Annotated in this window: 28 protein-coding genes; 16 read left to right on the forward strand and 12 right to left on the reverse strand. The window is 67.0% G+C overall.

Annotated elements, in window-relative coordinates:
- Positions 1-13: 13 nt before the first annotated feature.
- The gene (locus K32_RS06700) at positions 14-1,258 is read right to left on the reverse strand and encodes an ABC transporter substrate-binding protein (RefSeq protein ID WP_244669880.1); all 1,245 of its coding nucleotides are present in this window, start codon (positions 1,256-1,258) and stop codon (positions 14-16) included.
- A 187-nt stretch (positions 1,259-1,445) separates the two neighbouring features.
- On the opposite strand from K32_RS06700, the gene K32_RS06705 reads away from it, so the two are divergent.
- Positions 1,446-2,507, forward strand: coding sequence for a LacI family DNA-binding transcriptional regulator (locus tag K32_RS06705; protein ID WP_201403271.1), 1,062 nt, complete (start codon positions 1,446-1,448; stop codon positions 2,505-2,507).
- A gap of 226 nt (positions 2,508-2,733) precedes the next feature.
- On the opposite strand, the gene K32_RS06710 is transcribed toward K32_RS06705, so the two are convergent.
- A complete protein-coding gene (locus K32_RS06710) occupies positions 2,734-4,542 on the reverse strand; it encodes an ABC-F family ATP-binding cassette domain-containing protein (RefSeq protein WP_201403272.1) in 1,809 nt (602 codons plus the stop codon).
- 172 nt (positions 4,543-4,714) lie between these two features.
- Between K32_RS06710 and K32_RS06715 the strand changes: the two genes are divergently transcribed.
- A complete protein-coding gene (locus K32_RS06715) occupies positions 4,715-5,233 on the forward strand; it encodes a sigma-70 family RNA polymerase sigma factor (protein WP_244669881.1) in 519 nt (172 codons plus the stop codon).
- The gene (locus K32_RS06720; protein WP_201403274.1) at positions 5,223-5,912 is read left to right on the forward strand and encodes an anti-sigma factor domain-containing protein; all 690 of its coding nucleotides are present in this window, start codon (positions 5,223-5,225) and stop codon (positions 5,910-5,912) included. Before K32_RS06715 ends, K32_RS06720 begins: the two co-directional genes overlap by 11 nt.
- A gap of 10 nt (positions 5,913-5,922) precedes the next feature.
- Here the strand turns inward: K32_RS06720 and K32_RS06725 are convergent, their stop codons facing one another.
- Complete coding sequence (locus K32_RS06725) at positions 5,923-7,101, reverse strand: aminotransferase (protein ID WP_201403275.1); 1,179 nt, start codon at positions 7,099-7,101, stop codon at positions 5,923-5,925.
- A gap of 373 nt (positions 7,102-7,474) precedes the next feature.
- Between K32_RS06725 and K32_RS06730 the strand changes: the two genes are divergently transcribed.
- Positions 7,475-8,104 (forward strand): fasciclin domain-containing protein, encoded by a 630-nt coding sequence (locus tag K32_RS06730; RefSeq protein WP_201403276.1) that lies wholly within the window; start codon positions 7,475-7,477, stop codon positions 8,102-8,104.
- Between the two features lie 496 nt (positions 8,105-8,600).
- Here the strand turns inward: K32_RS06730 and K32_RS06735 are convergent, their stop codons facing one another.
- Positions 8,601-9,008: a DUF4332 domain-containing protein gene (locus K32_RS06735; RefSeq protein WP_201403277.1), complete on the reverse strand. Its 408-nt coding sequence runs from the start codon at positions 9,006-9,008 to the stop codon at positions 8,601-8,603.
- Positions 9,009-9,205: 197 nt separating this feature from the next.
- On the opposite strand from K32_RS06735, the gene K32_RS06740 reads away from it, so the two are divergent.
- Positions 9,206-10,768, forward strand: a complete 1,563-nt coding sequence (locus K32_RS06740; RefSeq protein WP_201404389.1) for a helicase HerA-like C-terminal domain-containing protein — start codon at positions 9,206-9,208, stop codon at positions 10,766-10,768.
- Positions 10,769-10,850: 82 nt separating this feature from the next.
- On the opposite strand, the gene gstA is transcribed toward K32_RS06740, so the two are convergent.
- On the reverse strand, positions 10,851-11,459 hold the full coding sequence (gstA, locus tag K32_RS06745) for a glutathione transferase GstA (protein ID WP_201403278.1): 609 nt from the start codon (positions 11,457-11,459) through the stop codon (positions 10,851-10,853).
- A 213-nt stretch (positions 11,460-11,672) separates the two neighbouring features.
- Between gstA and K32_RS06750 the strand changes: the two genes are divergently transcribed.
- Together K32_RS06750 and K32_RS06755 are read left to right on the forward strand one after the other, a co-directional pair.
- Positions 11,673-13,070: a M20/M25/M40 family metallo-hydrolase gene (locus tag K32_RS06750; RefSeq protein ID WP_201403279.1), complete on the forward strand. Its 1,398-nt coding sequence runs from the start codon at positions 11,673-11,675 to the stop codon at positions 13,068-13,070.
- The gene (locus tag K32_RS06755; RefSeq protein ID WP_201403280.1) at positions 13,067-13,645 is read left to right on the forward strand and encodes a TIGR00730 family Rossman fold protein; all 579 of its coding nucleotides are present in this window, start codon (positions 13,067-13,069) and stop codon (positions 13,643-13,645) included. The genes K32_RS06750 and K32_RS06755 overlap by 4 nt, the downstream gene beginning before the upstream one ends.
- A 311-nt stretch (positions 13,646-13,956) precedes the next feature.
- On the opposite strand, the gene K32_RS06760 is transcribed toward K32_RS06755, so the two are convergent.
- Entirely contained in the window at positions 13,957-14,892 is a 936-nt protein-coding gene (locus K32_RS06760; protein ID WP_201403281.1) for a cytochrome c, read from the reverse strand.
- 3 nt (positions 14,893-14,895) lie between these two features.
- Entirely contained in the window at positions 14,896-15,339 is a 444-nt protein-coding gene (locus K32_RS06765) for a cytochrome c (RefSeq protein ID WP_201403282.1), read from the reverse strand.
- Positions 15,340-15,634: 295 nt separating this feature from the next.
- Between K32_RS06765 and K32_RS06770 the strand changes: the two genes are divergently transcribed.
- Positions 15,635-16,234, forward strand: a complete 600-nt coding sequence (locus K32_RS06770; RefSeq protein WP_201403283.1) for a superoxide dismutase — start codon at positions 15,635-15,637, stop codon at positions 16,232-16,234.
- Between the two features lie 55 nt (positions 16,235-16,289).
- Here K32_RS06770 and K32_RS06775 read toward each other — a convergent pair whose 3' ends face one another.
- The 5 genes from K32_RS06775 to msrB form a co-directional block, all read right to left on the reverse strand.
- Positions 16,290-17,003 carry a glutamine amidotransferase gene (locus K32_RS06775; protein ID WP_201403284.1) on the reverse strand — a complete coding sequence of 238 codons (714 nt, stop codon included), beginning with the start codon at positions 17,001-17,003 and terminating at the stop codon, positions 16,290-16,292.
- A 76-nt stretch (positions 17,004-17,079) separates the two neighbouring features.
- Positions 17,080-17,427 carry a hypothetical protein gene (locus tag K32_RS06780; RefSeq protein WP_201403285.1) on the reverse strand — a complete coding sequence of 116 codons (348 nt, stop codon included), beginning with the start codon at positions 17,425-17,427 and terminating at the stop codon, positions 17,080-17,082.
- An 84-nt stretch (positions 17,428-17,511) separates the two neighbouring features.
- The gene (locus K32_RS06785; protein ID WP_201403286.1) at positions 17,512-19,602 is read right to left on the reverse strand and encodes a S9 family peptidase; all 2,091 of its coding nucleotides are present in this window, start codon (positions 19,600-19,602) and stop codon (positions 17,512-17,514) included.
- Between the two features lie 104 nt (positions 19,603-19,706).
- A complete protein-coding gene (locus K32_RS06790; RefSeq protein WP_201403287.1) occupies positions 19,707-20,162 on the reverse strand; it encodes a lipocalin-like domain-containing protein in 456 nt (151 codons plus the stop codon).
- Between the two features lie 42 nt (positions 20,163-20,204).
- The gene (gene msrB / locus K32_RS06795; protein ID WP_201403288.1) at positions 20,205-20,627 is read right to left on the reverse strand and encodes a peptide-methionine (R)-S-oxide reductase MsrB; all 423 of its coding nucleotides are present in this window, start codon (positions 20,625-20,627) and stop codon (positions 20,205-20,207) included.
- 240 nt (positions 20,628-20,867) lie between these two features.
- Here msrB and K32_RS06800 point away from each other — a divergent pair, with 240 nt between their 5' ends.
- From K32_RS06800 to K32_RS06835, 8 genes are read left to right on the forward strand one after another with little or no spacing between them, the layout of a single operon-like run.
- A complete protein-coding gene (locus K32_RS06800; protein WP_201403289.1) occupies positions 20,868-21,353 on the forward strand; it encodes a Na+/H+ antiporter subunit E in 486 nt (161 codons plus the stop codon).
- On the forward strand, positions 21,350-21,628 hold the full coding sequence (locus K32_RS06805; protein WP_201403290.1) for a monovalent cation/H+ antiporter complex subunit F: 279 nt from the start codon (positions 21,350-21,352) through the stop codon (positions 21,626-21,628). Before K32_RS06800 ends, K32_RS06805 begins: the two co-directional genes overlap by 4 nt.
- The gene (gene mnhG, locus K32_RS06810) at positions 21,628-22,014 is read left to right on the forward strand and encodes a monovalent cation/H(+) antiporter subunit G (RefSeq protein WP_201403291.1); all 387 of its coding nucleotides are present in this window, start codon (positions 21,628-21,630) and stop codon (positions 22,012-22,014) included. Before K32_RS06805 ends, mnhG begins: the two co-directional genes overlap by 1 nt.
- On the forward strand, positions 22,011-22,547 hold the full coding sequence (locus K32_RS06815; protein ID WP_201403292.1) for a DUF4040 domain-containing protein: 537 nt from the start codon (positions 22,011-22,013) through the stop codon (positions 22,545-22,547). Before mnhG ends, K32_RS06815 begins: the two co-directional genes overlap by 4 nt.
- Complete coding sequence (locus K32_RS06820) at positions 22,547-22,966, forward strand: Na(+)/H(+) antiporter subunit B (RefSeq protein ID WP_201403293.1); 420 nt, start codon at positions 22,547-22,549, stop codon at positions 22,964-22,966. The genes K32_RS06815 and K32_RS06820 overlap by 1 nt, the downstream gene beginning before the upstream one ends.
- Positions 22,963-23,346, forward strand: coding sequence for a cation:proton antiporter subunit C (locus K32_RS06825; protein WP_201403294.1), 384 nt, complete (start codon positions 22,963-22,965; stop codon positions 23,344-23,346). The genes K32_RS06820 and K32_RS06825 overlap by 4 nt, the downstream gene beginning before the upstream one ends.
- Entirely contained in the window at positions 23,343-24,824 is a 1,482-nt protein-coding gene (locus K32_RS06830) for a monovalent cation/H+ antiporter subunit D family protein (protein WP_201403295.1), read from the forward strand. The genes K32_RS06825 and K32_RS06830 overlap by 4 nt, the downstream gene beginning before the upstream one ends.
- On the forward strand, positions 24,821-26,284 hold the full coding sequence (locus tag K32_RS06835) for a proton-conducting transporter membrane subunit (protein WP_244669882.1): 1,464 nt from the start codon (positions 24,821-24,823) through the stop codon (positions 26,282-26,284). Before K32_RS06830 ends, K32_RS06835 begins: the two co-directional genes overlap by 4 nt.
- The last annotated feature ends 1 nt before the right edge of the window (position 26,285 follow it).

Consider the following 26,285-nt stretch of genomic DNA (forward strand, 5'->3'; position numbering starts at 1 on the left):
ATGGTCGAGGGCGTTACTTCGCCTGCTCGACGGCCGTGTTCCACTTCTCGACAAAGGCATCGGCCGTCATCGAGGGATTGGCCCAGTATTCGGCCACGACGTCCGTCAGGCTCTGCACGACGTCGGCCGAGGCCAGGATGTCGGCTGCCGGGATCTGCTTGTCCGGATCCTGCAGGACCTGGACGCCGATCTGGGCGCAGGCGTCCAGCTTGGAGTTGTCGACGTCGAGGCGGACCGGGACGGAGCCCTTCTTGGCGTTGAACGCGACCTGCGCGTCCTTCGACATGAAGGTGGTGGCGAGAAGATCCTGCGCCTTGGTGCCGGCTTCATCCTTCAGCTTCGGGAAGATGAAGACGTCGCCGCCCATGATGAAATTCTTCTGGCCCGGCCCGAGGATACAGCCGAAGTCCTTGCCGGCGACCTGGTCGGCCAGCACGAACTCGCCCTTGGCCCAGTCACCCATGAACTGGAAGCCGGCCTTGCCCGTGATCACCATGCCGGTCGCGACGTTCCAGTCGCGGTTCGGATTGCCCGGGTCCGAGTAATCGCGGATCTTGCCGAAGATCTCCGCGACCTTCTTGAATTCCGGCGACTTGACCGCTTCCGGATCGAGGTCCTTGTAGACCTTGAGGTAGAGATCCTTGCCGCCCTCGCTGAGCAGGATGGCGTTCAGCATCAGGTTGAGCTGCCAGGGCTGGCCGCCGACCGCGACCGGGATGATGCCCGCCGCCTTCAGCTTGTCGCCGACGGCGAAGAACTCGTCCCAGGTGGTGGGCTCGGCCGCACCGACCTTCTCGAGCGCCGGCTTGCTGTACCAGACCCAGTTCTGGCCGTGATTGTTGATCGGCACGGCGATGACGTGGCCGTCGCGGGTGACCGCGTCGTAGAACGCCGGCGGCAGGGCGGCCTTCCAGCCTTCCTTCTCGGCGATGTCGTCGAGGTTGCGGATCAGGCCCTGGGCGACCAGTTCGTCGATCTGCTTGCCGGTGTTGAACTGCATGGCCGCCGGCGGATCGCCACCTATGATGCGGTTGATGCCGATCGGGCGAGCCGTGGCGCCCGAACCGCCGATGGCGGTGTCGACCCATTCGCCGCCCGCGGCGTTGAAGGCCTTGGCGAATTCCTTGACGGCGGCGGCTTCACCGCCCGACGTCCACCAATGGAATACTTCGGCCTTTTGCGGATCAGCCTGGGCGACGCCCACGGCCAAACCAACCATCGCGACGGCGCCCAAGAGCACTCGCGTAACGCGCTTCATGCTTTTCCTCCCAAATGAGACGCCCCGTCGAGGCGTCTGCTCAACGAACGTTTCGTCACCGATCCATCGGACTTGCGATATCCGTATTCTTGTAATCGATTACATCTACCGTATACTCCCTGCGCCGGCTGTCAACGCAAAGTTATTTTGCAGTGCGAAAGAAAAAGGTCCGGCATCGAAGGGACTCATGTCGCAACAATCGGAAACTCCCGAACTCGAAGGTCCGGCGCGCGCCGCCACGATCCAGGACGTGGCGCGCAGGGCAGGGGTTTCCACGGCGACCGTGAGCCGGGCCCTGGCGCTGCCCGAACGCGTCGCCGAAGCGACCCGCGAAGCGGTGTTCTCGGCCATCCGCGAGACCGGCTACACCCCCAACGCCGCGGCGCGCTCGTTGCGGGCGAAATCGACCAAGATGGTGCTGGTGCTGTTGCCGGGGATCGGCAATTCCTTCTTCACGCCCGTGCTCAACGCGCTCGAGGAAGTGTTCACAGAGGCCGGTTACGGCGTGCTGATCGGCTATACCCGCGAGAGCCGCCGCCGCGAGACCCACTATGCGCGGGTGATCCGGGCGGGCCAAGTCGACGGCGTGCTGGTGGTCACCGGCAATGTGCCGCGCGACGAGGAATTCGCCTCCGTTCCGGACACGGTGCCGACATCGCTGATGTTCGCGGACATGCCGGGAACCGAGCATGTCTCGCTCTTCGACGTCGACAACCGCGACGCCTCGGCGGCGGCCGTCCGCTATCTGATCAGCCAGGGACACCGGCGGATCGCCCACATCCCCGGCGCCGCCGGCGGGGTCGAGGCGCAGGAGCGACTCGGCGGTTATTGCGATGCAATACGAGAAGCGGGTTTGCCGGTGGACGAGGCGCTGATCTGGCGCGGCGCCAGCAATTTCGACTTCGCCTCGGGCGACCGGGCGGCGGCGCGCTATTTCGAGCTGGCCGCAAAGCCGACGGCGGTGTTCGCGGCGGCGGACGAAATCGCGCTCGGCTTCATGCGCGCGCTGAAGAGCAAGGGCGTCGGCATCCCTTCGGACGTTTCGGTGGTCGGCTTCGACGACATCGAATATGCCGTCCACTACGACCCGGCCCTGACGACGATGCGCCAGCCGCGCACCGAACTGGGCCGGCTCGCGGCCCACGACCTTCTCGGCCGCATGACGGGGCGCAACGAGAAGGTGGCGCTCTCGAAGGTCCGGCTGCCCTGCGAACTCGTGGTGCGCGAGAGCGTGCGGCGGCTGGAGTAGAGGCTCTCTCGCCGAAGAACCGCCGCTTGAACCCTCCCCTTGAGGGAGGGTCGAAAACGCCTCGGCGTTTTCGGGGAGGGGTAGCTTCGACGGGCCAAGCCTCGTTGGCGGGCGGTCGACGATCTCGGGGAAAGAACCCCTCCCCAAAACCGCTTTGCGGTTTTGACCCTCCCTCAAGGGGAGGGTTCAGGCGGAGTTCCGGCCGGCCAGCGTTGTCGCGCTCGCCTTACCCCGCCAGCTCCTCGCGCAGCATTTCGAGCGTCAGCCATTCCTCCTCGGCCGCGTCGCGCTCGTTCTGCGCGGCGGCGAGGCGCGTGTTGGCCGTGTCGAACGCCTTGCGGTCGCTCGCGAACAGGTTGGGCTTGGCGATTGTCGCTTCCAGCTTGGCGATTTCGGCGGTCAGCGCCTCGATCTTCGCCGGCAGCGTCTCCAGCGCGTGCTTCTGCTTGAACGAGAGCTTGCCCTTGGCCGGCGCTGCGCGCTCGGCGGCGGGCTTCTTCTCGTCCTTGCGCGGCTCGCCCTTGGCGACCGCGCGAGCAGGCGCGGCGGCGCCGCGCTGCGCCAGCATGTCGGTGTAGCCGCCGGCATAGTCGGTCCAGCGGCCGTCGCCTTCCGCCACGATCACCGAAGTGGCGACGCGGTCGAGGAAGTCGCGGTCGTGGCTGACGAGAAGGATCGTGCCCTCGTAGTCGTCGAGCAGCTCTTCAAGCAGGTCCAGCGTCTCGAGGTCGAGATCGTTGGTCGGCTCGTCGAGCACCAGCAGGTTGGACGGGCGGGCAAGCGCCCGCGCCAGCATCAGCCGGCCGCGCTCGCCGCCGGAGAGCGCCGTGATCGGCGCGCGCGCCTGTTCCGGCGTGAACAGGAAGTCGCGCATATAGCCGATGACGTGGCGCGGCTGGCCGTTGACCATCACGTTGTCGCCGCGCCCTTCGGTCAGCGCATCGGCGAGGCGGAGGTTCGCGTCCAGGCTTTCACGGCGCTGGTCGAGCGTCACCATCTGCAGATTGGTGCCGAGCTTGATCGTGCCGCTGTCGGGCGCGAGCACGCCGGTCAGGAGGTTCAGCAGCGTCGTCTTGCCGGCGCCGTTCGCGCCGACCAGGCCGATGCGGTCGCCGCGCAGGATGCGGGTCGAGAATTCGCGGACGATGGTGCGCTCGCCGAACGCCTTCGAGACATCGGCCGCCTCGACGACAGCCTTGCCGGAGACGTCGCCCTCGCTTGCCAGCAGCTTGACGCTGCCGACGGCGCGGCGCTGGTCGCGCCGCTCCTGGCGCAGGCCTTCCAGCTTGCGCAGGCGGCCCATGTTGCGCTTGCGCCGGGCGGTGACGCCGTAGCGCACCCAGTCAATCTCCTGGCTGATCTTGCGGTCGAGGCGCTCGCGCTCCTTCTCTTCCTCGTGCAGGACGCTGTCGCGCCATTCCTCGAAGGCGGAGAAGCCTTGTTCGAGCCGGCGCGTCGTGCCGCGGTCGAGCCAGAGCGTTGCCTTGGACAGGCGCTCGAGGAAGCGGCGGTCGTGGCTGATCAGCACTAGCGCCGAGCGCATCGATTTCAGCGTCTCTTCCAGCCACTCGATCGCCGGCAGGTCGAGATGGTTGGTCGGCTCGTCGAGCAGCAGCACGTCCGGTTCCGGCGCGATGGCGCGCGCGAGCGCCGCGCGGCGCGCCTCGCCGCCGGAGAGCTGGCCGGGCGTCTCCTCGCCGGTGAGGCCGAGCGCCTCCATCAGCATGGTGGCGCGATAGGGATCGTCGCCCGGCCCGAGGCCCGCCTCGACATAGGCGCGCACCGTCGGGAAGGCGGAGAGATCCGGCTCCTGCGGCAGGTAGCGCAAGGTCGCGCCGGGCTGCACGAAGCGCGTGCCCGAATCGGCCTCGACGGTGCCGGCGGCGATCTTCAGGAGCGTCGACTTGCCGGAACCGTTGCGGCCGACGAAGCACAGCCGCTCGCCGGCCGAGACCGACAGCGTCGCGTTTTCGATGAGCGGGCGTCCGCCGAAGGTGAGGCGGATATCCTGGAGGAGAAGAAGAGGAGGAGCCATGCGCGGGATGTAGCGGTCGCCGTGCGCCCAAGCAAGGCGGATCGCGCGCCCCATGGCGGGCCGCGAGCGTTTCGCCTAAGCTGGCCCGCGACCGCGCGAGACGCCCCCGGGGAGAATGAAGTTGGAAGATCGAGGCTCCGGAGCATCGCCGCAGGCGGAACTGGTCGGGCTGATGCGGGCCGTGGCGGCGCGCGACGAGACGGCGTTCCGGACGCTCTACGAGCGCAGTTCCGCGAAACTTTTCGCGATCGTCCGGCGTATCGCAATCAGTGAGGCGGCGGCCGAAGAGGCGCTGCAGGAGGCGTGGGTCCGGATCTGGAACCATGCCGACCGTTTCGATCCGGCCCTGGCGTCCCCCATCACGTGGATGACGACGATCGCGCGCCATGCGGCGATCGATGCCGTGCGCAAGGGGGCGGAGCGGGTGTCGGCGACAGCGGTCGTCATCGATGAGGAACTGGCGGACAAGCTGCCGGCTCCGGGAGCGGTGGCGGACGGCCTGACGGCGCCGCATCTCAGGCGCTGTCTCGAAGGGCTCGATGCCGACCGGCGCGGCATGGTGCTGCTCGCCTATAGCTACGGTTACAGCCGGGAAGAGCTGTCGCGCCGCTTCGACAAGCCGGTGGCGACGGTGAAGACGATATTGCGGCGCAGCCTGATCGCGCTGAAGGAGTGCCTCGGTGGCCGATAAAGACGAAATCGAAGGCGTGGCCGGCGAATATGTCCTGGGCACGCTCGACAAGGCCGAGCGCGACGCCGTCGAGGCGGAGAGCGCCGGCGATCCCGCGCTCCGTGCCGCGATCGGCGACTGGGCCGGCCGCCTGCAGCCGCTCGCGGATCTCGCCGGCGAAACGCCGCCGCCCGCGAGCCTCTGGAGCGGCATTCTCGGTCGCATCCGCGCCACCGGCGGCGATGCGCGCGTGCTGCTGCTCGAACGCACGGTCCGCCGGCTGCGGATTGCGGCGGTCGGCTTCGGCGCCATCGCCGCGGGGCTGGCGATCTTCATCATCAGCGAGCGCGAGCTGCCGCCGCCGCCGATGGCCGGCATGAACTATGTCTCGGTGCTGAACGGGGAGGGCGGCCGGCCCGCCTTCGTCGCCATGGTCAACACCGAGACCGGCATGATCAAGCTGCGCCGGGTCGGCGAGGCGCCGCCGCCGGACAAGAGCTTCGAGCTCTGGCAGGTGCCGGAGACGGGGCCGACCGTCTCGATGGGCGTCGCCGACCAGCAGAGCGACCTGATGCCGATGAACGTGTCGCTGAAGGCGGGCGAGAAGCTCGCCATCTCGCTCGAGCCGAAGGGCGGCTCGCCGACGGGCCAGGCGACCGGCCCGGTCGTCTATGTCGGCGACCTGCTGGCGGTGAAGTAAAGACGGGCGCTTAGGCGACCGCCTTCACGCGCTGGTTGATCCAGTTGCCCAGCCGCTCCAGGGCGCTGTCGAGGATCTCGTCCCGCTTCGAGAAGCAGAAGCGCACGAAGGTTCCGGGCGCATCGCCGTCATAGAAGGCCGAGACGGGAACGGCGGTGACGCCGGCCTCCACCGTGATGCGCTGGCAGATCTCGGCATCGGTGCCGGTAAGGCCGAGCGGCGCCACGTCGGCGGTGACGAAATAGGTGCCGGCGCAGGGCGCGACGCCGAAGCCGAGACGGGCCAGGCCCGTGGCGAGCCGGTCGCGCTTCTGCGCGAGATCGCCGGCGAGCGACGCATAATAGTCGTCGCCCTTGCCGAGGCCGTAGGCGACGGCGGTCTGCAGCGCCGCCGGCGTCGTGAAGGTGGTGAACTGGTGCGCCTTGGTGATGGGATCGAGCAGGCGCGGCGTCGCGGTGACGTAGCCGACCTTCCAGCCGGTGAGCGAAAACGTCTTGCCGGCCGAGCCGATGCGGATGGCGCGCTCGCGCATGCCGGGCAGCGTCATCAGCGGGATGTGCTCGCGGCCGTCGAAGACGATGTGCTCGTAGACTTCGTCGCAGATAGCATAGGTGTCGTGGCGCACGCAGAGCTCGGCGATGAAGGCGAGCTCGTCGCGGGTGAACACCTTGGCGGCCGGGTTCATCGGATTGTTGAGAAGGATCGCCTTGGTCTTGTCGGTGAAGGCGGCGGCGAGCGCGTCCCGGTCGAGCTCCCAGAGCGGCGGCGTCACGCGCACCAGCTTCGGGATGCCGCCGGCGCGGCGGATCAGCGGCAGGTAGCAGTCATAGAGCGGTTCGATGACGACGATCTCGTCGCCGGGCTCGATGACGGCGGCGATGATGTCGGACAGCGCCTCGGTGGCGCCGGAGGTGATGAGCACTTCCGACTTCCAGTCGATGTCGAGATCGTAGAAGCGCTTGTTGGCGGCCGCGACGGCCTGGCGGAGCGCCGGCACGCCCATCATGGGCGGATACTGGTTCGGCCCGGCGATCAGCGCCTCGGCCGCGAGGCGGCGAACGTCCTCGGGTCCGTCGACATCGGGAAAGCCCTGGCCGAGATTGATCGAGCCGTGCTCGATGGCAAGCCGCGACATGACCTCGAAAATCGTTGTCGGCAGACCGGTATAGACGGGATTGGTTGTTTTCATCGACGACTCCACTCGGCGCGGGAGATTATGGCGGGCCTCCCGGCGGCGCAAGCAATCCCGTGCCCTGGCGCCGGCTCTCCGCAACCGACATTTTCTCTCGGGCCATCGGCCGTGATCCCGTTGCGGGATTTTTTCGGCAGTGGGCTGAAACCGTTTCCATCCGCGCTCGTATAAGTCAGTGGAAGTACGTTTCAGGGCTTATCATCGGAACGCCAGGCAAGATTGGATCAGTATCGCATGGATCGCATGCGTTTCTGTGAGGGCTTTCTCTTTGCCTGTCGCGTGAGATCTGTTTCGATCGTTCTGGACGTGACTTCCGATATTGGATCTGGATCGGCGTTCGGACCTGTTCCGCCGCCGCAGGAGGAAGTTCATGTCTCGTCTTGTCAAGATTACCCGGGCCGCCGCGGTTGCAACTCTTGTTTTCGGTGGCGCCGCCACGGTGGCCCTGCCTGCCTTCGCCGAGACCGCCATGAAGGCCGGGGCTGCGATGAAGGGCGACACCGCCATGAAGGTGTCGATGGAGACCGTCATGGTTGGCGGCGCGGCGATGTATCCCACCAAGAACATCGTCGAGAACGCCGTCCATTCGAAGGACCACACGACGCTGGTCACCGCCGTCAAGGCGGCCGGCCTGGTCGATACGCTTTCGGGCAAGGGACCGTTCACGGTCTTCGCGCCGACCAACGAAGCCTTTGCCAAATTGCCGAAGGGGACGGTCGACACGCTGCTGAAGCCCGAGAGCAAGGCCAAGCTGACCAGCGTCCTGACCTATCACGTCGTCCCCGGCAAGATTTCCGCCGCCGACATCCGCGCCGCCGCGAAGACGATGAACGGCATGGCCGAATACAAGACCGTCGAGGGCGAGACGCTGAAGTTCAAGGTCGACGGCAAGAAGATCTGGATCATGGGTGAGGGCGGCGGCAAGGCCCAGATCACCATTCCCGACGTCAACCAGTCGAACGGCGTCATTCACGTCGTCAACGCGGTTCTCCTCCCGTAGCCTCCCCGGGTTGAGACCGACCTGAGCCCGGCCGAAAGGCCGGGTTCTTTTTGCCGGTAGCGCCTTTCGACGCCGCTCACGAAATAAAACTGTCCGGCGCTGAAACTTTTGCCGACCCGCGCGCGTATCCCGGATGCTGGAGGGCGATGCCGTCTTCTTGCCTCCTGACGGATCGCCCATTCCTCCGCGCCCGATCGCTCCCGCGATCGGCGCACGGCGCCGTCCCGGAGGTAGCCCCGCCCACCGGGGCGGCGACCCGTGCCGCATCAACTCTCGCCCAGAGACCCTTGCAGAAACCGCCCTCATCATGCTGAGGAGGCCCGCAGGGCCGTCTCGAAGCACGCTGAGCGGCCGTGCCATCAATCGATTGCCCCGAGACCGTGCGTCCTTCGAGGCCCGAGCTGCGCTCGGGCACCTCAGGATGATGGAAGTCGAGCGCCGCATGGCCGCTGGACAGGGATGCGCAGAGCCTCGTCTGGGAAAGGTGAAGGAAGCGTCAGTAGGTCAGCACGGGCGGCAGGTTCTTCGCCTGCTCGATCCAGCTCTCGACCAGCTTTTCCGCCGGTAGCTGGCGGACCAGTTTCTTGGCCGCGTTGATCTCGGTCATCTTGGCGGTGAGGTTGTCGGCGCGGCGGGTCTTCAGCTCCTTGACCGTGTCGACGCCGGCCGCCTCGAGCAGCTCGGAATATTCTTCGGCGACGCCCTTGATCCGCATCAGGTCGGCCATGTTGGCCCATTTCAGGATCTTGTGTTCGTCGATGCCGGATTTCTCGGCGACTGCCTTGCGCCCCTTGGGATCCTTGGCCTGCTCCAGCAATGCGCCGGTCGTCTTGATGCCGACGGCGGTGAGTTTCTCGGCGAAAACAGCGCCGATGCCTTCGATATCCTTGATGGGGTAAGACATTCTCGAACTCTCCTGAGCGAATCCCAAGTGTTTGAAGTCTAGAGGGGGATGTTCGCTTGTACGTACCGCTAAGGCAAGTCGTCTCGTCCGGCGGCGTCGGAAGCGGCAAGATTGCGTCGCCGGATTTCGGTCCTATAAGGTCGCAAGGCCCTTCGATCACCGGAGGGGCGATGGCCTAAGGGAATGTGTCGATGCCGATGCTGGAAGCGGACAAGATCTATCTCGGGACGAGCGACAAGCCGGAATATCTCCTGCTCGGCCTCGCCAACCGGCATGGACTGGTCACCGGCGCCACCGGCACCGGCAAGACGGTGACGCTGCAGGTGCTGGCCCAGGGCTTCTCCGACGCCGGCGTCCCGGTGTTCTGCGCCGACATCAAGGGCGACCTCTCCGGCATCGCCGAGCCGGGCACGCCGCAGGATTTCCTCGTCAAGCGGGCGAAGGAGATCGGCTTCGAGGACGAGTACAAGTTCAGCGCCTGCCCGACGATCTTCTGGGACCTGTTCGGCCAGCAGGGCCATCCGATCCGCACCACGGTCAGCGAGATGGGGCCGCTGCTGCTCGCGCGGCTGATGAATTTGAACGACACGCAGGAAGGCGTTCTGACCATCGCCTTCCGCGTCGCCGACGAGGAAGGGCTGCTGCTGCTCGACCTCAAGGACCTGCGCGCCATGCTCGGCTTCATGGCCGAGAACGCGGACCGCATCCAGGCGAAGTACGGCAACGTCACCAAGGCGTCGGTCGGCGCGATCCAGCGCCAGCTGCTGGTGCTGGAGAACCAGGGCGGCGACGCCTTCTTCGGCGAGCCGGCGCTCAATATCGCCGATCTGATGCGCACCACGATCGACGGTCGCGGCATGGTCAACGTGCTGGCCGCCGACAAGCTGATGAATTCGCCGCGCCTCTACGCCACCTTCCTGCTCTGGCTGCTGTCGGAGCTGTTCGAGGTGCTGCCCGAAGTCGGCGATCCGGCCAAGCCGCGTTTGGTCTTCTTCTTCGACGAGGCGCATCTCCTGTTCGACGAGGCGCCGAAGGCGCTGCTCGAGAAGGTCGAGCAGGTGGTCAAGCTGATCCGTTCGAAGGGCGTCGGCGTCTATTTCGTCACCCAGAACCCGCTCGACGTGCCGGACAGCGTGCTGTCGCAGCTCGGCAACCGCGTCCAGCATGCGCTCCGCGCCTATACGCCCCGCGACCAGAAGGCGGTCAAGGTCGCGGCCGATACGTTCCGGCCCAATCCGGCCTTCAAGACGATGGACGTCATCACCCAGCTCGCCGTCGGCGAGGCGCTGGTGTCGACGCTGGAGCCGAAGGGCGTGCCGGGCATCGTCGCGCGCACCTCCATCCGGCCGCCATCCTCGCGCATCGGGCCGGTGACGCCGGCCGAGCGCGCGCAGATCATCGCCACCAGCCCGGTCGGCATCGCCTATGACAAGACGGTCGATCGTGAGTCGGCCTACGAGATCCTCGGCCGCCAGCAGGCGGAGGCGGCTTCCGCTGATGGCGAGGCCGGCGCCGCGCCGTCGTCCGGCGGCTTCGACGTCGGCTCCATCCTCGGCTCGCTGCTCGGCACCAACAAGAAGCGCGGCGAGCGCTACACGGCGACGCAGCGCGTGGCACGCGATGTGACGCGGACCGTCACCAACAAAGTGGCGGGTGACGTCGCTGCCAATATCGGCAAGAGCGTCGCCGGCTCGATCGGCGGCTCGGTTGGCCGCTCCATCGTGCGCGGTGTGCTCGGCAGCATTCTCCGCCCGCGCTGAACGCCGAACCGAACCCAGACACAAAAAATCCCCGGAGCCGAAACTCCGGGGATTTTTCGTTGGGATTGTTGTCCCGCCGCGATCAGGCGGCGGTCTTGAGGCCCTCGGCCTCGAGCGCGGCCTGGACGGCCGGACGGGCCGCGACGCGGTCGAAATAGGCGTCGAGCTTCGGGCCGACGTCGAACTTGAAGGCCCGGGCCCAGCGCAGCACGGTGAACAGATAGCCGTCGGCGACGCTGAAATCGTCGCCCATCAGGTAGGGCTTGTCGCCGAGCGCGTCGGTCAGGTAGCCGAGGCGCAGCTTCAGACGCTCGGTGAAGCTCTGCTTGGCTTCGTCGTTCACGGCCGGATTGAAGAACGGGCTGAAGCCCTTATGCAGCTCGGTCGCGATGAAGGAAAGCCAGCCCATCAGCTGGTAGCGCTCGGTCGAGCCGAGCGGGGCGGCGAGGCGCTTCTCCGGGGCGAGGTCGGCGATCATCTGGACGATGACCGGACCCTCGGTGACGATGCGGCCGTCGTCGAGCTCCAGCGCGGGAACATAGCCCTTGGGGTTGATCGCCTTGAAGTCCGAACCGGTCTCGGTCGACTTGGCGCGCAGGTCGACCTTTTCCATCGTGAAGGGGACGCCGGCTTCGCGGAGCGCGATATGGGGCGAAAGCGAGCACGCGCCCGGAGCGTAGTAAAGCTTCATGCAGAACATCCTGGGGAAGGGGCCGTCGGGAGACGGCGGGGAATGGTTTGGCGTCTGGCGTCGATCTGTAAGTTGGGCTTTCCAACGCGGGCGCGCAATGCGGTGAAATGTGGCTGCACCGTCAACAAGCGCTTGCCTTTTCTTTTGCTGGCCGCAAGCGTATCAGGACCGTTTATCGCGCGTACCTCGCACGCCTCTCCCTGGAGCCCGCTCGTGTCCGATCGCCTCGCCGACGTTCTTGCCCATATCGACGCCGATATCGAAAACAGCCTCGCGCGGCTGTTCAAGCTGGTCCGCATCGAGAGCATTTCGACCGATCCGGCCTATGCCGGCGCCTGCCGCGAGGCGGCCGAGCTGATCGCCGCCGATCTCGCCTCGATCGGCTTCGACGCGAGCTCCCGCCCGACCGCCGGCCATCCGATGGTCGTCGGCCATCAGGACGGCGGCAAGGGGCCGCGCGCGCTGTTCTACGGCCATTACGATGTGCAGCCGGTCGATCCGATCGAGCTCTGGGACACCGCGCCGTTCGAGCCGAAGATCGTCACCGCCGCCGACGGCACCAAGCAGATCGTCGCCCGCGGCACCTCGGACGACAAGGGCCAGCTGATGACCTTCATCGAGGCGTTCCGCGCCTGGAAGGCGGTCACCGGCAAGCTGCCGATCCCGGTCTCGGTCATCCTGGAGGGCGAGGAGGAATCGGGCGGCGCCAATCTCGTGCCGTTCATGCAGGCCAACAAGGACGAGCTCGCGGCCGATTTCGCCTTCGTCTGTGACACGAACATGTGGGACGCGCAGACGCCGGCCGTGACGACGATGCTGCGCGGCCTGGTCGGCGAGGAGATCACGATCACCGCCGCCTCGCGCGACCTGCATTCCGGCATGTATGGCGGCGCCGCGCGCAACCCGATCCACGTCCTCGTCTCGATCCTCGATGGCCTGCGCGACGAGAACGGCCGCGTCACCCTGCCGGGCTTCTATGACGGCGTCGGCGAAGTGCCGGACAGCACGCGCCAGCAATGGCAGTCGCTCGGCTTCGATCCCGACAAGTTCCTCGGCGAAGTCGGCCTGAGCGTCCCGGCCGGCGAGGTTGATCGCAGCGTGCTGGAGAAGATCTGGGCGCGGCCGACCTGCGAGGTCAACGGCATCTCCGGCGGCTATACCGGCAAGGGCTTCAAGACCGTGATCGCCTCGCAGGCCTTCGCCAAGGTTTCGTTCCGCTTGGTCGACAAGCAGGATCCCGACAAGATCCGCGCCGCTTTCCGCGCCTATGTGCAGTCGAAGCTGCCGGCCGATTGCACCGTCGAGTTCACCCAGCATGGCGGCTCGCCGGGCATCCGCCTCTCGGCCGACAATCCGGCGCTGGTCAAGACGCGCGCGGCGCTGACGGACGAATGGGGCCATGAATGCGTCGTCGTCGGCTCGGGCGGGTCGATCCCCGTCGCCGGCGACTTCAAGACCGTGCTCGGCCTTGACGCGCTGATGGTCGGCTTCGCGCAGGAGAACGACCGCATCCACTCGCCGAACGAGAAGTACAATCTCTCCTCGTTCCATGGCGGCATCCGCTCCTGGGCGCGCGTCCTCGCCGCCCTTTCCGAGGAGAGCGGTTCGTGAAGATCTGCGTTTTCTGCGGTTCGAGCGCCGGCTTCCGGCCGGATTATCACGAGGCGGCGGTGGCGCTGGGACGCGCCATTGCCGAGCGCGGCGCGTCGCTCGTCTATGGCGGCTCGAAGGTCGGCCTGATGGGCGCGGTCGCCGATGCGGCGCTGATGGCCGGCGGCGAGGTGATCGGCGTCCTCCCGACGGCGCTGCGCGACAAGGAAATCGCCCATCCGGGCCTGACGCAGCTGCATATCGTCAACTCGATGCACGAGCGCAAGCAGATGATGGCCGATCTCTCGACCGGCTTCGTCGCGCTGCCCGGCGGCCTCGGCACGCTGGAGGAATTGTTCGAGATCTGGACCTGGGCCCAGCTCGGCTACCACCGCAAGCCGGTCGGCCTGCTCGACGTCGCCGGGTTTTACGACAAGCTCGAGGGCTTCCTCGACCACACGGTCGAGGCCGGCTTCGTGCGGGCCGAGCATCGCGACATGCTTGTGGTCGACGAGGACCCGGTCTCGCTGCTCGATCGTTACGAGACCTACCAGCCGGTTGCGGTGGCGAAATGGATCGGCCCGACGGAGCGGTGATTGGCTGCGCGAGGGCGGTGTCCCGGCCAAGCCCCGGGACGCTGGCCCTCTGTTTTCCGAATGACGCCACCTCAATCGGTCACTAAGGCCTTTCCTGCAAGCTCGACCATCATCCTGAGGTGCCCGGCGAAGCCGGGCCTCGAAGGAGGGTCCAGGAAGCGATCCCTGACGGAGACTGAGCGGATGCCGGATCTCTGGGCGTCTGTCGCATAGTGGCCCGCTGGACCCTCCTTCGAGGCTTCGCTACGCGAAGCACCTCAGGATGATGGTGGAGGCGGTTGAGGGAGAGGCAAAGAGGGTACCCTGCGGGCCTACTTCGCCTTTGCCGGGCTTTCCGCCGCCGCCACCGGCGGGACCTGCTTCAGGTATTCCGCGATCGCCGCGCGGTCCTCGGCCGGGAGCTTCGCCATGTTGCGCTGGACCTCGGCCATGGTGCCGCCGATCGAATCGAATGAGGGCGTGAAGCCGGTCTCGAGCGCGTTGGCGATATCCTCGGCGCTCCAGTCGCCGATGCCGCCGGGGCCGGGCGTGATGTCGGGGATGCGGCCCTTGCCGGAGGGATCCGGCGCGCCGCCGAGGGCGCGGTTCATCTCCAGGCCACCGAGCGCGGTGCGCGGCGTGTGGCACTCGTTGCAGTGGCCGGGCCCCTCAACCAGATAGGCGCCGTGGTTGACCGCCTCGCTCTTCGTCGGATCGGGCGCAAACGTCTCGCCGTCTAGATAGAGCCACTTCCAGAGCCCGAGGCCGCGCCGGATCGAGAAGGGGAAGGGGAGCTCGTGCGGCTTGTTGGCGGTCGCGTCGGCCGGCAGCGTATCGAGATAGGCCTTCAGATCGACGAGGTCCGGCACCGTCATCCGCTGATAGGACGTATAGGGGAAGGCCGGATAGAGATGCGATCCGTCCGGCGCCAGGCCGCGCTTCATCGCGTTGACGAAATCGAGCGTGCTCCAGTTGCCGATACCGTGCGCCTTGTCGGGCGACAGGTTCGGCGCGTGGAACGTGCCGAAGGGCGAGGCGATCGCCACGCCGCCGGAGAGCTTGAGAAGATCGCCGTCCTTGGCGCCGGGCGCCGCGTGGCAGGATGCACAGCCGCCGGCCCAGAACAGCCGCTCGCCCTTCGCCGCGTCGCCCGGCTTGTCGGGCAGCACGGAGGCGTCGAGCGGCTGCGGCGCGGTCAGGAACCAGAACGCCGCCGCGGCGATGGCCGCGACAGCGATCAACGGGATGGCGGCGGTACGGATACGCACCGGTCAGCTTTTCTTGACGCGGAACTTCTCGTGGCAGCTCTGGCAGCTGCCGCCGACCGCGCCCGCCGATGCCTTGATGGCGTCGAGCCCGCCGGCAGCCGCCGCGGCGCCCGCCGTGGCATCGGCGCCGAGCTTGACGGCGATCGCCTCGAAGCCGGCCTTGTCCTGCCAGATCGCCGGCGAGGCCGTCGTCTTGCCCTGGTCGGAGCCTTCCGGGAACAGGGAGGGGAAGCTCTTCATGTCGACGGCAAGCTTCTCGAACGCGGCCTGCGCGGCGGCGGCGTCATAGTCCGTCTTGCCCTGGACCATTTCGAAGATCGTCTTGGCAGCGGCTGCGTTCGCCTTCATCAGCGCCTGACGCTCGGCGATGACATCGTCTGCGGCATGGGCCAGCCCCGTGGCCCCGAGCGTCAGGACGAGCCCGGCCAGAATGATCTTGAAGCGCATCGAGTAACCTCCGTTGTGGTGTCCGGAACGGTTCTAAGTTTTCCCGCTAAACGTGACGGTGGCAAGTCGGAGTGAATCCGTCACGCAAAAATGATGACGCCGGACAAGCCTTTGCGCGCATCACTTGCCAGCGCCGGGGGCGGATCGGAAACACCCATAGCTTTGATTGTGCATCGGAGCGGAGGCGAGTTGCCGGACACGTTGCCGGTGCCTATGTTGCATCCGGAACCTTCCCGCCGGGGCATCGTTTGCAAGCGAGTCCCACCCAACCGACATGGTCGATAGGAGTCCTCCCATGGCTTTCGAACTTCCGCCGCTCCCCTATGACTACGAGGCGCTCGCGCCCTTCATGTCGAAGGAGACGCTGGAGTATCACCACGACAAGCACCATCAGGCCTATGTCACCAACGGCAACAACCTGCTGAAGGACTCGGGCCTCGAGGGCAAGAGCCTGGAAGACATCGTCAAGGAGAGCTACGGCAAGAATGCCGGCCTCTTCAACAATGCAGGCCAGCACTACAACCACCTGCATTTCTGGAACTGGCTGAAGAAGGACGGCGGCGGCAAGAAGCTGCCGGCCAAGCTGCAGGCCGCGATCGATTCCGACCTCGGCGGCTACGACAAGTTCCGCACCGACTTCATCGCCGCCGGCACGACGCAGTTCGGTTCCGGCTGGGCCTGGGTCGAGGTCAAGGACGGCAAGCTCGCCATCTCCAAGACCCCGAACGGCGAGAACCCGCTGATCCACGGCGCGACCCCGATCCTCGGCGTCGACGTCTGGGAGCACTCCTATTACATCGACTACCGCAACGCCCGCCCGAAGTACCTCGAGGCGTTCGTCGACAGCCTGATCAACTGGGACTACGTCCTGGAGCTCTACGAGAAGGCCGTCTGATCCGGCGCTCGGAATTTCTGACGGAAACCCCGGCCTCGCGCCGGGGTTTTTCGTTTTAGAGGCCGGCGAGACCCGCCTGCGCCAGCCATTCGCGCATCAGCGCGTCGGCGCGCCGCGCCAGCTGAGGCCCGTATTCGACAGCGTCCCGACGCAGGCGAGGGATGTCGATGCCGGCTCCCGCCAGCTCGGCCGCATGGCCGACCAGCCAGCGCTCGAAGCGTGGCCCGGTATCCGCCTCGGGATGGAACTGCAGGGCGAGGATCGCCGGGCCGAGCGAGAAGGCCTGCTGGGCGCAAAGCGAGGTCGAGGCGAGATGGCTCGCTCCCTCCGGCAGATCGTAGGTGTCGCCGTGCCAATGCAGCACCGGCCCGCCCTCGAGATGGCGCAACGGGCTCGCCGCTCCGGCGGCCGTCAGCGTCACCGGCGCGAAGCCGATTTCCTTGACCCCGGACGGAAACACGCGCCCGCCAAGCGCCGCCGCCATCAGCTGCGCGCCGAGGCAGAGGCCGAGCGTCGGCCGGCCGGCGGCGAGGCGTCGGCCGAGGAAGTCGCGCTCGGCCTTCAGGAAGGGATAGGTTTCGTCCTCATAGACGCCGATCGGTCCGCCGAGAACGACCAACAGGTCGGGCGCCAGCGGGTCGCCGGCCAGGAAATCCGCGTCGCCGGCGTCACGATAGGTGATGGAGAAGCCCGCATCGGCAAGGGCCGGCGCGAACACGCCAAGATCCTCGAACTGGACATGGCGGAGCGCCAGAACTGTCTTCGACATCGTCTCGATCTGTCATGGAGGTTTGCAGGCCGGGCCGGGCGGCGCGGCTCCGTTGAACGGAAGGCATGCCGGCTGGTCAGTACCGCGCCGGCAGGCCCTGCTTGCAGAAGGTGAAGTTCATCAGGCGTGGCCATTCCGACTGGGTGTCGTAGAGCCAGCGCTTGCATTCCTTCTGGGTGCGGAAGCAGCCGACGCCCCAGGCCGGCTCGAGGCCGCGATCCCAGACGTCCGGCTTCGAGCCGGAGAAGCGCGAGAACCAGACCTTGCCTGGGCCGATCGCGGCCGCGAGGCCCCGGCAGTCGCCCTGCGAAACATTCTGGCCGTAGCTCAAGCCGAAGAAGACCTGCGCGCTCGCCTGCGAGGGAACTGCGACCAGCCCCGCGAAGGTCGACGCAACCAGTGCCGCCGCCGCCAATCGTTTCATCGTGACGCCCTCGATTACCCCTGACGTTAAGGTGCGGCAGCGCTGGATGAAGTCAAGCGCCGCCGCGTCTGTCGAGAGGGAAGATCAGCCGTTGCCGATGATCTTGGAGGCGACGATCTTGATCGCGAAGGCGGTCGAGAAGGCCGTCTCCTTCAGCCGGTCGAAGCGGCCGGAAGCGCCGCCATGGCCGGCATCCATGTTGGTCTTCAGCATCAGCACGGCATCGCCGCGCTTCGTCTCGCGCAGCTTGGCGACCCATTTCGCCGGTTCCCAATAGGTTACGCGCGGGTCGGTCAAGCCGCCGATCGCCAGGATCGACGGATAGGCGTGGGCGCCGACATTGTCGTAGGGCGAGTAGGACGCGATGTTCTTGAAATCCTCCGCGCTCTCGATCGGGTTGCCCCATTCCGGCCATTCCGGCGGCGTCAGCGGCAGCGTGTCGTCGAGCATGGTGTTGAGCACATCGACGAAAGGCACCTCGGCGATGATGCCGCCGAAGAGATCCGGCTGCATGTTGGCGACGGCGCCCATCAGCATGCCGCCGGCCGATCCGCCCCAGGCGACGATCTTGCCGCGCGACGTGAAGCCTTCCTTGGCCAGATATTCGCCGGCGGCGATGAAGTCGGTGAAGGTGTTCACCTTCTTCTCGCGCCTTCCGTCGGTGTACCAGCGGAAGCCCTTGTCCTTGCCGCCTCGGATATGGGCGATGGAGTAGACGAAGCCGCGATCGACCAGCGACAGGCGCGAGATCGAGAACGAGGCGGGAATGGTGATGCCGTAGGCGCCATAGCCGTAGAGCAGGCAGGGCGCGCTGCCGTCGAGCTTGGTGTCCTTGTGGTAGAGCAGCGAGACCGGCACCGTCTCGCCGTCGGCGGCCTTGGCGAAGACACGGCGCGTCACATAGTCGGCCGGGTTGTGGCCGGAGGGGATCTCCTCCTCCTTGCGCAGCGTGCGTTCGCGCGTCGCCATGTCGTAGTCATAGACGCGCGACGGCGTCGTCATCGACGAATAGGTGAAGCGGAGCGTCGAGGTATCGAACTCGTAGCCGTCGCCCATGCCGAGCGAATAGGCCTCCTCGTCGAAGGCGATCGCATGTTCCTCGCCGCTCGCGAGCGCCCGCACGACGATGCGCGGCAGGCCGGCGAAGCGCTCGAGCCGGACCAGGTAGTCCTTGTAGACGGTCATGCCGAGGATCAGCGTGCCGGGATTGTGCGCCACCAGGTCCTTCCAGTTCGCGCGGCCGGGCGCTTGGACCGGGGCGGTGACGATCTTGAAGTCCTCGGCGTCGCCGGCATTGGTGAGGATGTAGAGCGTGTCGCCGCTGTGATCGACGGAGTATTCCTCCGCCGTCTGGCGCTCGGCGATCAGGCGCGGCTCCCCGGTCGGGTCCTCGGCGTCGAGCAGGCGGACTTCCGAGGTCTCGTGGTCGTGGCTGTCGATCAGGATGTAGCGCGACGATTGCGTCTGGCCGACGCCGAGGAAGAAGCCCGGATCCTGCTCCTCGAATACCAGTACGTCGTCCGCCTGCGGCGTGCCGACGACGTGGCGATAGACGCGGCAGGGGCGGTGGTTGTCGTCGAGGACGGTGTAGAAGATCGTGTTGCTGTCCGCCGCCCAGACGCCGCCGCCCGTGGTCGCCTCGATTGCGTCGCTGAGATCGGCGCCGGTCTCGATGTCGCGGACATGCAGCGTGTAATATTCCGAGCCCTTGTCGTCATAGGCAAAGGCGAGACGCTTGTGGTCGGGGCTGTGGTCGGCGCTGCCAAGCCGAAGATAGGCGCGGCCCTCGGCCAGCTTGTTGCCGTCGAGCAGGGTGGTCTCCGGGCCGCTGCCGTCGCGCGCCGTGCGGACGACCAGCGGCTGCTCGGCGCCCTCGGTGAAGCGCATCGCATAGGCGAAGGGGCCGTCCGGCGAGGGGACCGAGGAATCGTCTTCCTTGATCCGCCCGCGCATCTCGGCGAACAGAGTCGCCTGCAGCGCCTCGGTGTCGGCCATCTCAGTGGCCGTATAGGCGTTCTCCGCCTCGAGATGAGCGCGGATATCAGGCGCCAGCACGCTCGGATCGCGCATCACCTCCTGCCAGTTGTCGGCGCGAAGCCAGGCATAGTCGTCGGTGAGCGTGACGCCGTGGTGGCTTGATGTCACGGGGCGCTTGGCGGCAATCGGCGGGTTCACGAGAGATATGGCTCCTGCGGGAGGATCGTTGGGACAGGGCGGAACGGCTGGATCGGCGGCCGTTCGAAAGAGGCGTGTATTGGTACCGCCGCGCGGGCGGGGGTTCAATGCGGGGGTATCGGAGGGGCGGCTGACTTCTCCCGCCGCCACGAGACGCGGGCGAAGACGGTGGTTTCCTCGCCGCCGGCCTTGGGCAGGCGGAGAGGGGCGCTGACGAGGTCGAGCGCGTCGCCGTCCAGCGTGAAATAGCGGACCTGCTCGCTGCCGACCCAGGGCTCGAACCAGGCGATGTCGACCGAGGTGACGAGCCGGTTCGGCGGTTCCAGCCGATAGGGGCCGGAATAGGCGATCAGCGACTGGAACGCGGCCGCCTGCTCGCCTTCGGAATGCGGGACGGAGCGCTCGCCCGGCGTCATCAGGGCGAAGAAGCGGCCATCGGCGTGGAACAGGATCGTGCCGGAAGGGCGCGCCCCGAAGGGCTCGTGGCGCTCTCCCGTCCGGACGTCCTCATAGACGAAGGACTTCAACAGCCATGCGCCGAGCAGTCGATCGTTCTCCATGGCCGCGCCTCGTTTCTCCGAACCGCCGGCCCGCCTTCCGGCTCAGGCCTCCTCGCCGTCGTCCGGCTTCAGCTTCAGGGCGGTGCCGTTGGTGCAATAGCGCAGGCCGGTCGGGTTCGGCCCGTCGGGGAAGAGATGACCGAGATGCGCCTCGCAGCTGGCGCAGACGATCTCGGTCCGCACCATGCCGTGCGAGCGGTCGGTCACTTCGCCGATCGCCTTGTCGTCGACAGCGTCGAAGAAGCTCGGCCAGCCGCTGCCGGATTCATACTTGGTCTCCGAGCGGAACAGCGGCGCGCCGCAGGCGACGCAGGTATAGAGCCCGGCGCGCTTCTCGTGCAGATAGGGTCCGGTGCCCGGCCGCTCGGTCGCCTGCTGCCGCGTGACGGCATATTGCTCCGGCGTCAGCTCGGCGCGCCATTCGGCGTCGGTCTTCTCGATCTTGGGACGGTCGGTGGTGGACATGCCTGCTCCTCGGTCTGTGGCCGCTACCTTGGCGACAGATGGCAATCGGGTGAAACACAGCTCGTTGTTCTAGATAGGCGATCGCCGCAAATTCACAATCGCTTCCGTTCGCCTTGTCGCACCCGTCGCTTTTACGGTCGTGTTTGTCTTGGGTTGGGCGGCTCATCGTGCTTTATCTCAGCCGATCCATCGAATCACGATCCCGTCCCGAAGATGTCCTGAACAGGAGGAGCTGATTACATGCTGCGCACCGCCAGCCTTGCCCTCTTTCTGTTTGCATTCTGGCTGCTGCTTTCAGGTCACTACACGGTCTGGTTGATCGGATCGGGCGCGATCCTCTCCGTCCTCTTGGCGCTTCTCGGCCGGCGTTTCGGATTTTCTGACGAGGAGGGGCATCCGGTCGATCGTCTGCTGTCCGGCCTGACCTACTGGCCCTGGCTCGCCCGCGAGATCGTCAAATCGGCGATCGGCGTGACCCGGATCATCCTCGATCCGAAGCTGCCGATCTCGCCGCAGCTTTTCCACACCAGGGTCTCGGCGCGGACGCCGGTCGGCATCGCCACCTACGCCAATTCGATCACGCTGACGCCAGGCACGATCACGGTCGCGATCGACCGCGAGAAGGATCATTTCCTCGTCCATGCCCTGACGAAGGAGGGCGCCGCCGATGTCGAGGCCGGCGAGATGGACCGCCGCGTCGCCCGGTTCGAGGGGAGGGAGGTATGATCGCCGCAGCCCTTCTCGCCGTTCTGGTCGCGATGGCGCTGGTCGTAGTTAGGGCCCTGCGCGGGCCGACGACCTTCGACCGGCTGCTCGCCGCCAATTCTATCGGCAATGGCGCGATCCTCGTTCTGGCGCTGTTCGGCTTCCTGACCGGGCGGCCGGAATTCCTCGATCTCGGCCTCACCTACGCGTTGCTCAACTATGTCGGCATCTTCGCCGTGCTGAAGTTCTTCCGGCACGGTTCGCTCGGCGCCGAGGCGGAGGCGGAGAAGCCGTGATGGCGCTCATCACCCAGATCATCGCCGGCCTCTTCCTGTTCGCGGGCGCGTTCTTCCTGATCGCCGGCGCGATCGGCATGAACCGGATGCCGGACCTGTTCACGCGCATGCACGCCGCCTCGGTCGCCGACACGCTGGGCGTCAGCCTGATGCTGATCGGCATGGTGTTCCTGGCCGGCTTCTCGCTGGTGTCGGTCAAGCTCGCGCTGCTTCTCGCCTTCCTGCTCTTCATGGGGCCGGTCGCCTCGCATGCGCTCGCCGCGGCGGCGCTGCAGGCCGGCGTCAAACCTGTGCTGGCCGGGGACGGCAAGCGGGCCGAGCTGGCCACGGCGAAGAAGGCCGGCGGCAAGCCGAAGGCCGCGACGCGGAAGGGCCGCAAGACATGATCGAGACGGCGGTCACCATCGTCCTCCTGCTGCTGCTCGGCGCCGTCACGATCGGCATCGTCCGCGTGCGCGGCCTGTTCGCCGCCGTGGTCCTGCTCGGCATCTACAGCTTCCTGATGGCGACGCTGTTCATCGTGCTCGACGCCGTCGACGTCGCGATGACCGAGGCCGCCGTCGGCGCCGGCGTCTCGACCGTCTTCTTCCTCGGCGCGCTCTATCTGACCGACACCGTCGAGGCGCCATCCGCGCGCGGACAGTTCGTGCCGCTCCTCGTCGCCTTGGTCACGGCCGGTGCGCTGGTCTGGGGGCTCAGCGACCTGCCGGCGTTCGGCTCGCCCGACCAGCCGATCCACCGCCAAGGCGCCGATTATCTGGCGCGATCCGTGCCGGAGACCGGCATCGCCAACGTGGTCAGCGCGGTTCTCGCCAGCTATCGCGGCTTCGACACGCTGGGCGAGACGACAGTGGTCTTCACGGCCGGCATCGGCGTGCTGGCGCTCTTGCGCCGCCGCCGGAGCGAGGGGGGCAACTGATGCGGTTCGACATCATCCTGCGCGTTGCGACCAAGTTCATGCTCGCCCCGCTGCTCTTGTTCGCGCTCTATGTGCAGCTGCATGGCGATTACGGCCCGGGCGGCGGTTTCCAGGCCGGCGTCATCGCGGCGGCCGCCATCATTCTCTACGGCCTGATCGTCGGTCTCGCCCCGGTGCAGAAGATCGTGCCGATGCGCCTGCTGGAGATCCTGATCCCCGGCGGCGTGCTGATCTACATGGGCGTCGGCATCGCCGGCCTGCTGACCGGCGCCAATTTCCTCGACTACAACCATCTCGCCCATGACGCCGTGCACGGCCAGGAATGGGGCGTCTTCTTGGTCGAGATCGGTGTGTTCGTGACCGTGTTCTCGACCATGGTCGCGATCTTCTACGCCTTCGCCGGCCGGAGGCGCTCGTGATCGCGCATTTCAGCCAGATCGCCACGATCTTCCTGATGGTCGCCGGCCTCTATGTCGTCATCGCGCGCGGCAACATGGTCAAGAAGCTGATCGGCCTGTCGCTGTTCCAGACCTCGGTCTACCTGCTCTACATCCTGCCCGGAAAGCTCCTCGGCGGCACGGCGCCGATCCTCGACGCCGGGCATGCCGTCTATGCCAACCCGCTGCCGCATGTACTGATCCTGACCGCGATCGTCGTCGGCATCGCCACGCTCGCGCTCGGGCTGACGCTGGTGGTGCGGATCAAGGAAGCCTACGGCACGATCGAGGAAGACGAGATCATCGCCAAGGATATGCCGAAGGCTCGCTCGACACCCGCCCGGGGCGCGAAATCCGCATGATCGCGCCGCACCTGCCGATCCTTCTGATCGTCGTTCCGCTGCTCGGCGCCGTACTGGCGGCGCTGTCGCGCCATCCCTTTGCCGCCTGGGCGATCGCGCTGCTCGCCTCCGCCGCGACGGCGGCGATCGCGATCGCGCTGCTCTTCCGCGTGCAGGCGGAAGGGGTGATCTCCTACCGCATCGGTGGCTGGGCGCCCGAGCTCGGCATCGAATATCGCGTCGACGCGTTCAATGCCTTCATCGTTGTTCTGGTCGGCATCGTCGCCGTCGTGACGATGCTCTATGCGCGCCGCAGCGTTGTGGCCGAGATCATCCCCGAGCGCATCGCGTGGTTCTACACGATGATGCTGCTCTGCATCGCCGGCCTGCTCGGCATCGCGGTGACGGGCGATGCCTTCAACGCCTTCATCTTCCTGGAGATCTCGTCGCTCGCGACCTATACGCTGATCGCGCTCGGGCGCGACCGGCGGGCGCTGGTCGCCGCCTACCAGTATCTGATCGTCGGCACGATCGGCGCGACCTTCTACGTCATCGGCGTCGGGCTGATCTATCTCTCGACCGGCACGCTCAATCTCGGCCTGATCGTCGAGCGCCTCGCGGGAACAGAGGGATCGCGCGCGCTGATCGTCGCCGAGGCGTTCATCGCGGTCGGCATCTGCCTGAAGCTGGCGCTGTTCCCGCTGCATGCCTGGCTGCCCAACGCCTATGCCTATGCGCCGTCCGCCGCCACCACGCTGCTCGCCTCGACCGCCACCAAGGTGGCGCTCTATCTGCTGGCGCGCTTCCTGTTCACCGTGTTCGGCGGCCATGTCGATGTCGGGCAGATTCCGATCGGCTCGATCCTGATCGTGCTGTCGGTGGCGGCGATGTTCATCCCGTCCGCCGCCGCGATCTTCCAGAACGACGTCAAGCGCATCCTCGCCTTCTCGTCGGTCGGCCAGATCGGTTACATCACGCTCGGCCTCGCGCTCGCCAATCCGACCGGGCTGACCGGCGGCCTGCTGCATCTCTTCAACCACGCGCTGATGAAGGGCGCGGCGTTCATGGCGATCGGCGCGATCGTCTTCCGCGCCGGTACGGCAAAACTGGACGAGCTTTCCGGCATCGGCCGCACCATGCCGTGGACGACAGCCGCGCTGACGATCGCTGGCCTCGGCCTGATCGGCGTGCCCGGCACCAGCGGCTTCGTGTCGAAATATTATCTGATCCTCGGCGCGCTCGAGGCGGGGCTCGGCTGGCTGGCGATCCTGATCGTCGCGAGCTCGGTCCTCGCGGTGCTCTATGTCGGCCGCATCGTCGAGGTCGTCTGGTTCCGTGAGCCGGCGGCCGCGGCGCGGGCGAGCCGGGAGGCGCCGCTCGAGCTGCTCGTGCCGATGTGGATCCTCGCCGGCGCGACGATCTGGTTCGGCCTCGACGCGGAATGGCCGGCCGGCCTCGCCGCCGCGGCCGCCAACAGCCTGCTCGGGGTGGCGCCATGACGATCGCCGCGCTGACCGATCCGCAGCTGCTGGCGCTGTCGCTCGCCCTGCCGGCGCTCGCGACGCTGGCGATCGCGCTACTCGGCCGCTGGCCGAACGCGCGCGAGGCGGCGACGCTTCTCGGCGCGGCGCTGCTCTTCGGCGTTGTCATGATGCTGCTTCCGCGCGTCCTCGCCGGCGCGCGGCCGGAGCTGCATCTCGCCTCCGTCGCGCCCGGGCTGACGCTCGCCCTCAAGGTCGACGCGCTCGGTATGCTGTTCGCCGCGGTCGCCGCGACGCTCTGGATCGCCAACTCGCTCTATTCGATCGGCTACATGCGCGGCAATGACGAGCCGCGCCAGACAGTCTTCTACGCCTGCTTCGCCATCGCCATCTTCGCGACGATGGGGCTCGCCTTCTCCGGCAATCTCTTCACGCTCTTCGTCTTCTACGAGATCCTGTCGCTCTCGACCTATCCGCTCGTCACGCACAAGCAGAGCCCGGCGGCGATGAAGGCCGGCCGCGTCTATCTGCTGACGCTGATCGGCGCTTCGATGATCCTGCTGCTGCCGGCGATCGTCTGGACCGGCATGGTCGCCGGCACGCTCGATTTCCGAACCGGCGGCATCCTCGCCGGCAAGCTCGGGCCGGCCGCGCTGACTGCTCTCCTCGCGCTCTTCGTCTTCGGCGCGGCGAAGGCGGCGGTGATGCCGCTGCATCGCTGGCTGCCGGCGGCGATGGTGGCGCCGACGCCGGTCTCGGCGCTGCTGCACGCCGTCGCCGTGGTCAAGGCGGGCGTCTTCACGATCCTCAAGGTCGTCGTCTCGGTGTTCGGCATCGAGACGCTCGCGGCGAGCGGCGCCAGCCAATGGCTCGTCTATGTCGCGGGCTTCACCATCGTCGCGGCCTCCTTCGTCGCGCTCCGGGCCGATGACCTGAAGCGCCGGCTCGCCTATTCGACCGTCGGCCAGCTCTCCTATGTCGTGCTCGCCGCCGCGCTCGCCTCGCCGGTGGCCGTCGTCGGCGCGGCGCTGCATATCGCGGCGCATGCGGTCTCGAAGATCACGCTCTTCTTCGCCGCCGGCTCGGTCTACACCGCCGAGCATGTGACCAAGGTCAGCCAGATGGACGGTATCGGCCGGCGCATGCCCTGGACGATGGGGGCCTTCGCCATCGGTGCGCTGTCGATGATCGGCCTGCCGCCTGCGGCCGGTTTCCTCGGCAAATGGTTCATCCTCGACGCGGCGACGGGTGCTGCGAACTGGGTCGCGGTCGGCGTCATCATCGTCTCGACGGTGCTGAACGCCGCCTATTTCCTGCCGATCCTGACGCGCGCCTTCCTGCGACCGGCGAACGGCCCCCGCCGGGAGGCGCCGCTGCCGATGGTGATCGCGCTGACGGCCACGGCGGCGGGCACGGTGCTGCTGTTCCTCTTTCCCGGCGTGCCCTTCCGCCTCGCCTCGATGATCGTGGGAGGGTGAG

The organism is Kaistia sp. 32K (assembly GCF_016629525.1).
GTDB lineage: Bacteria > Pseudomonadota > Alphaproteobacteria > Rhizobiales > Kaistiaceae > Kaistia.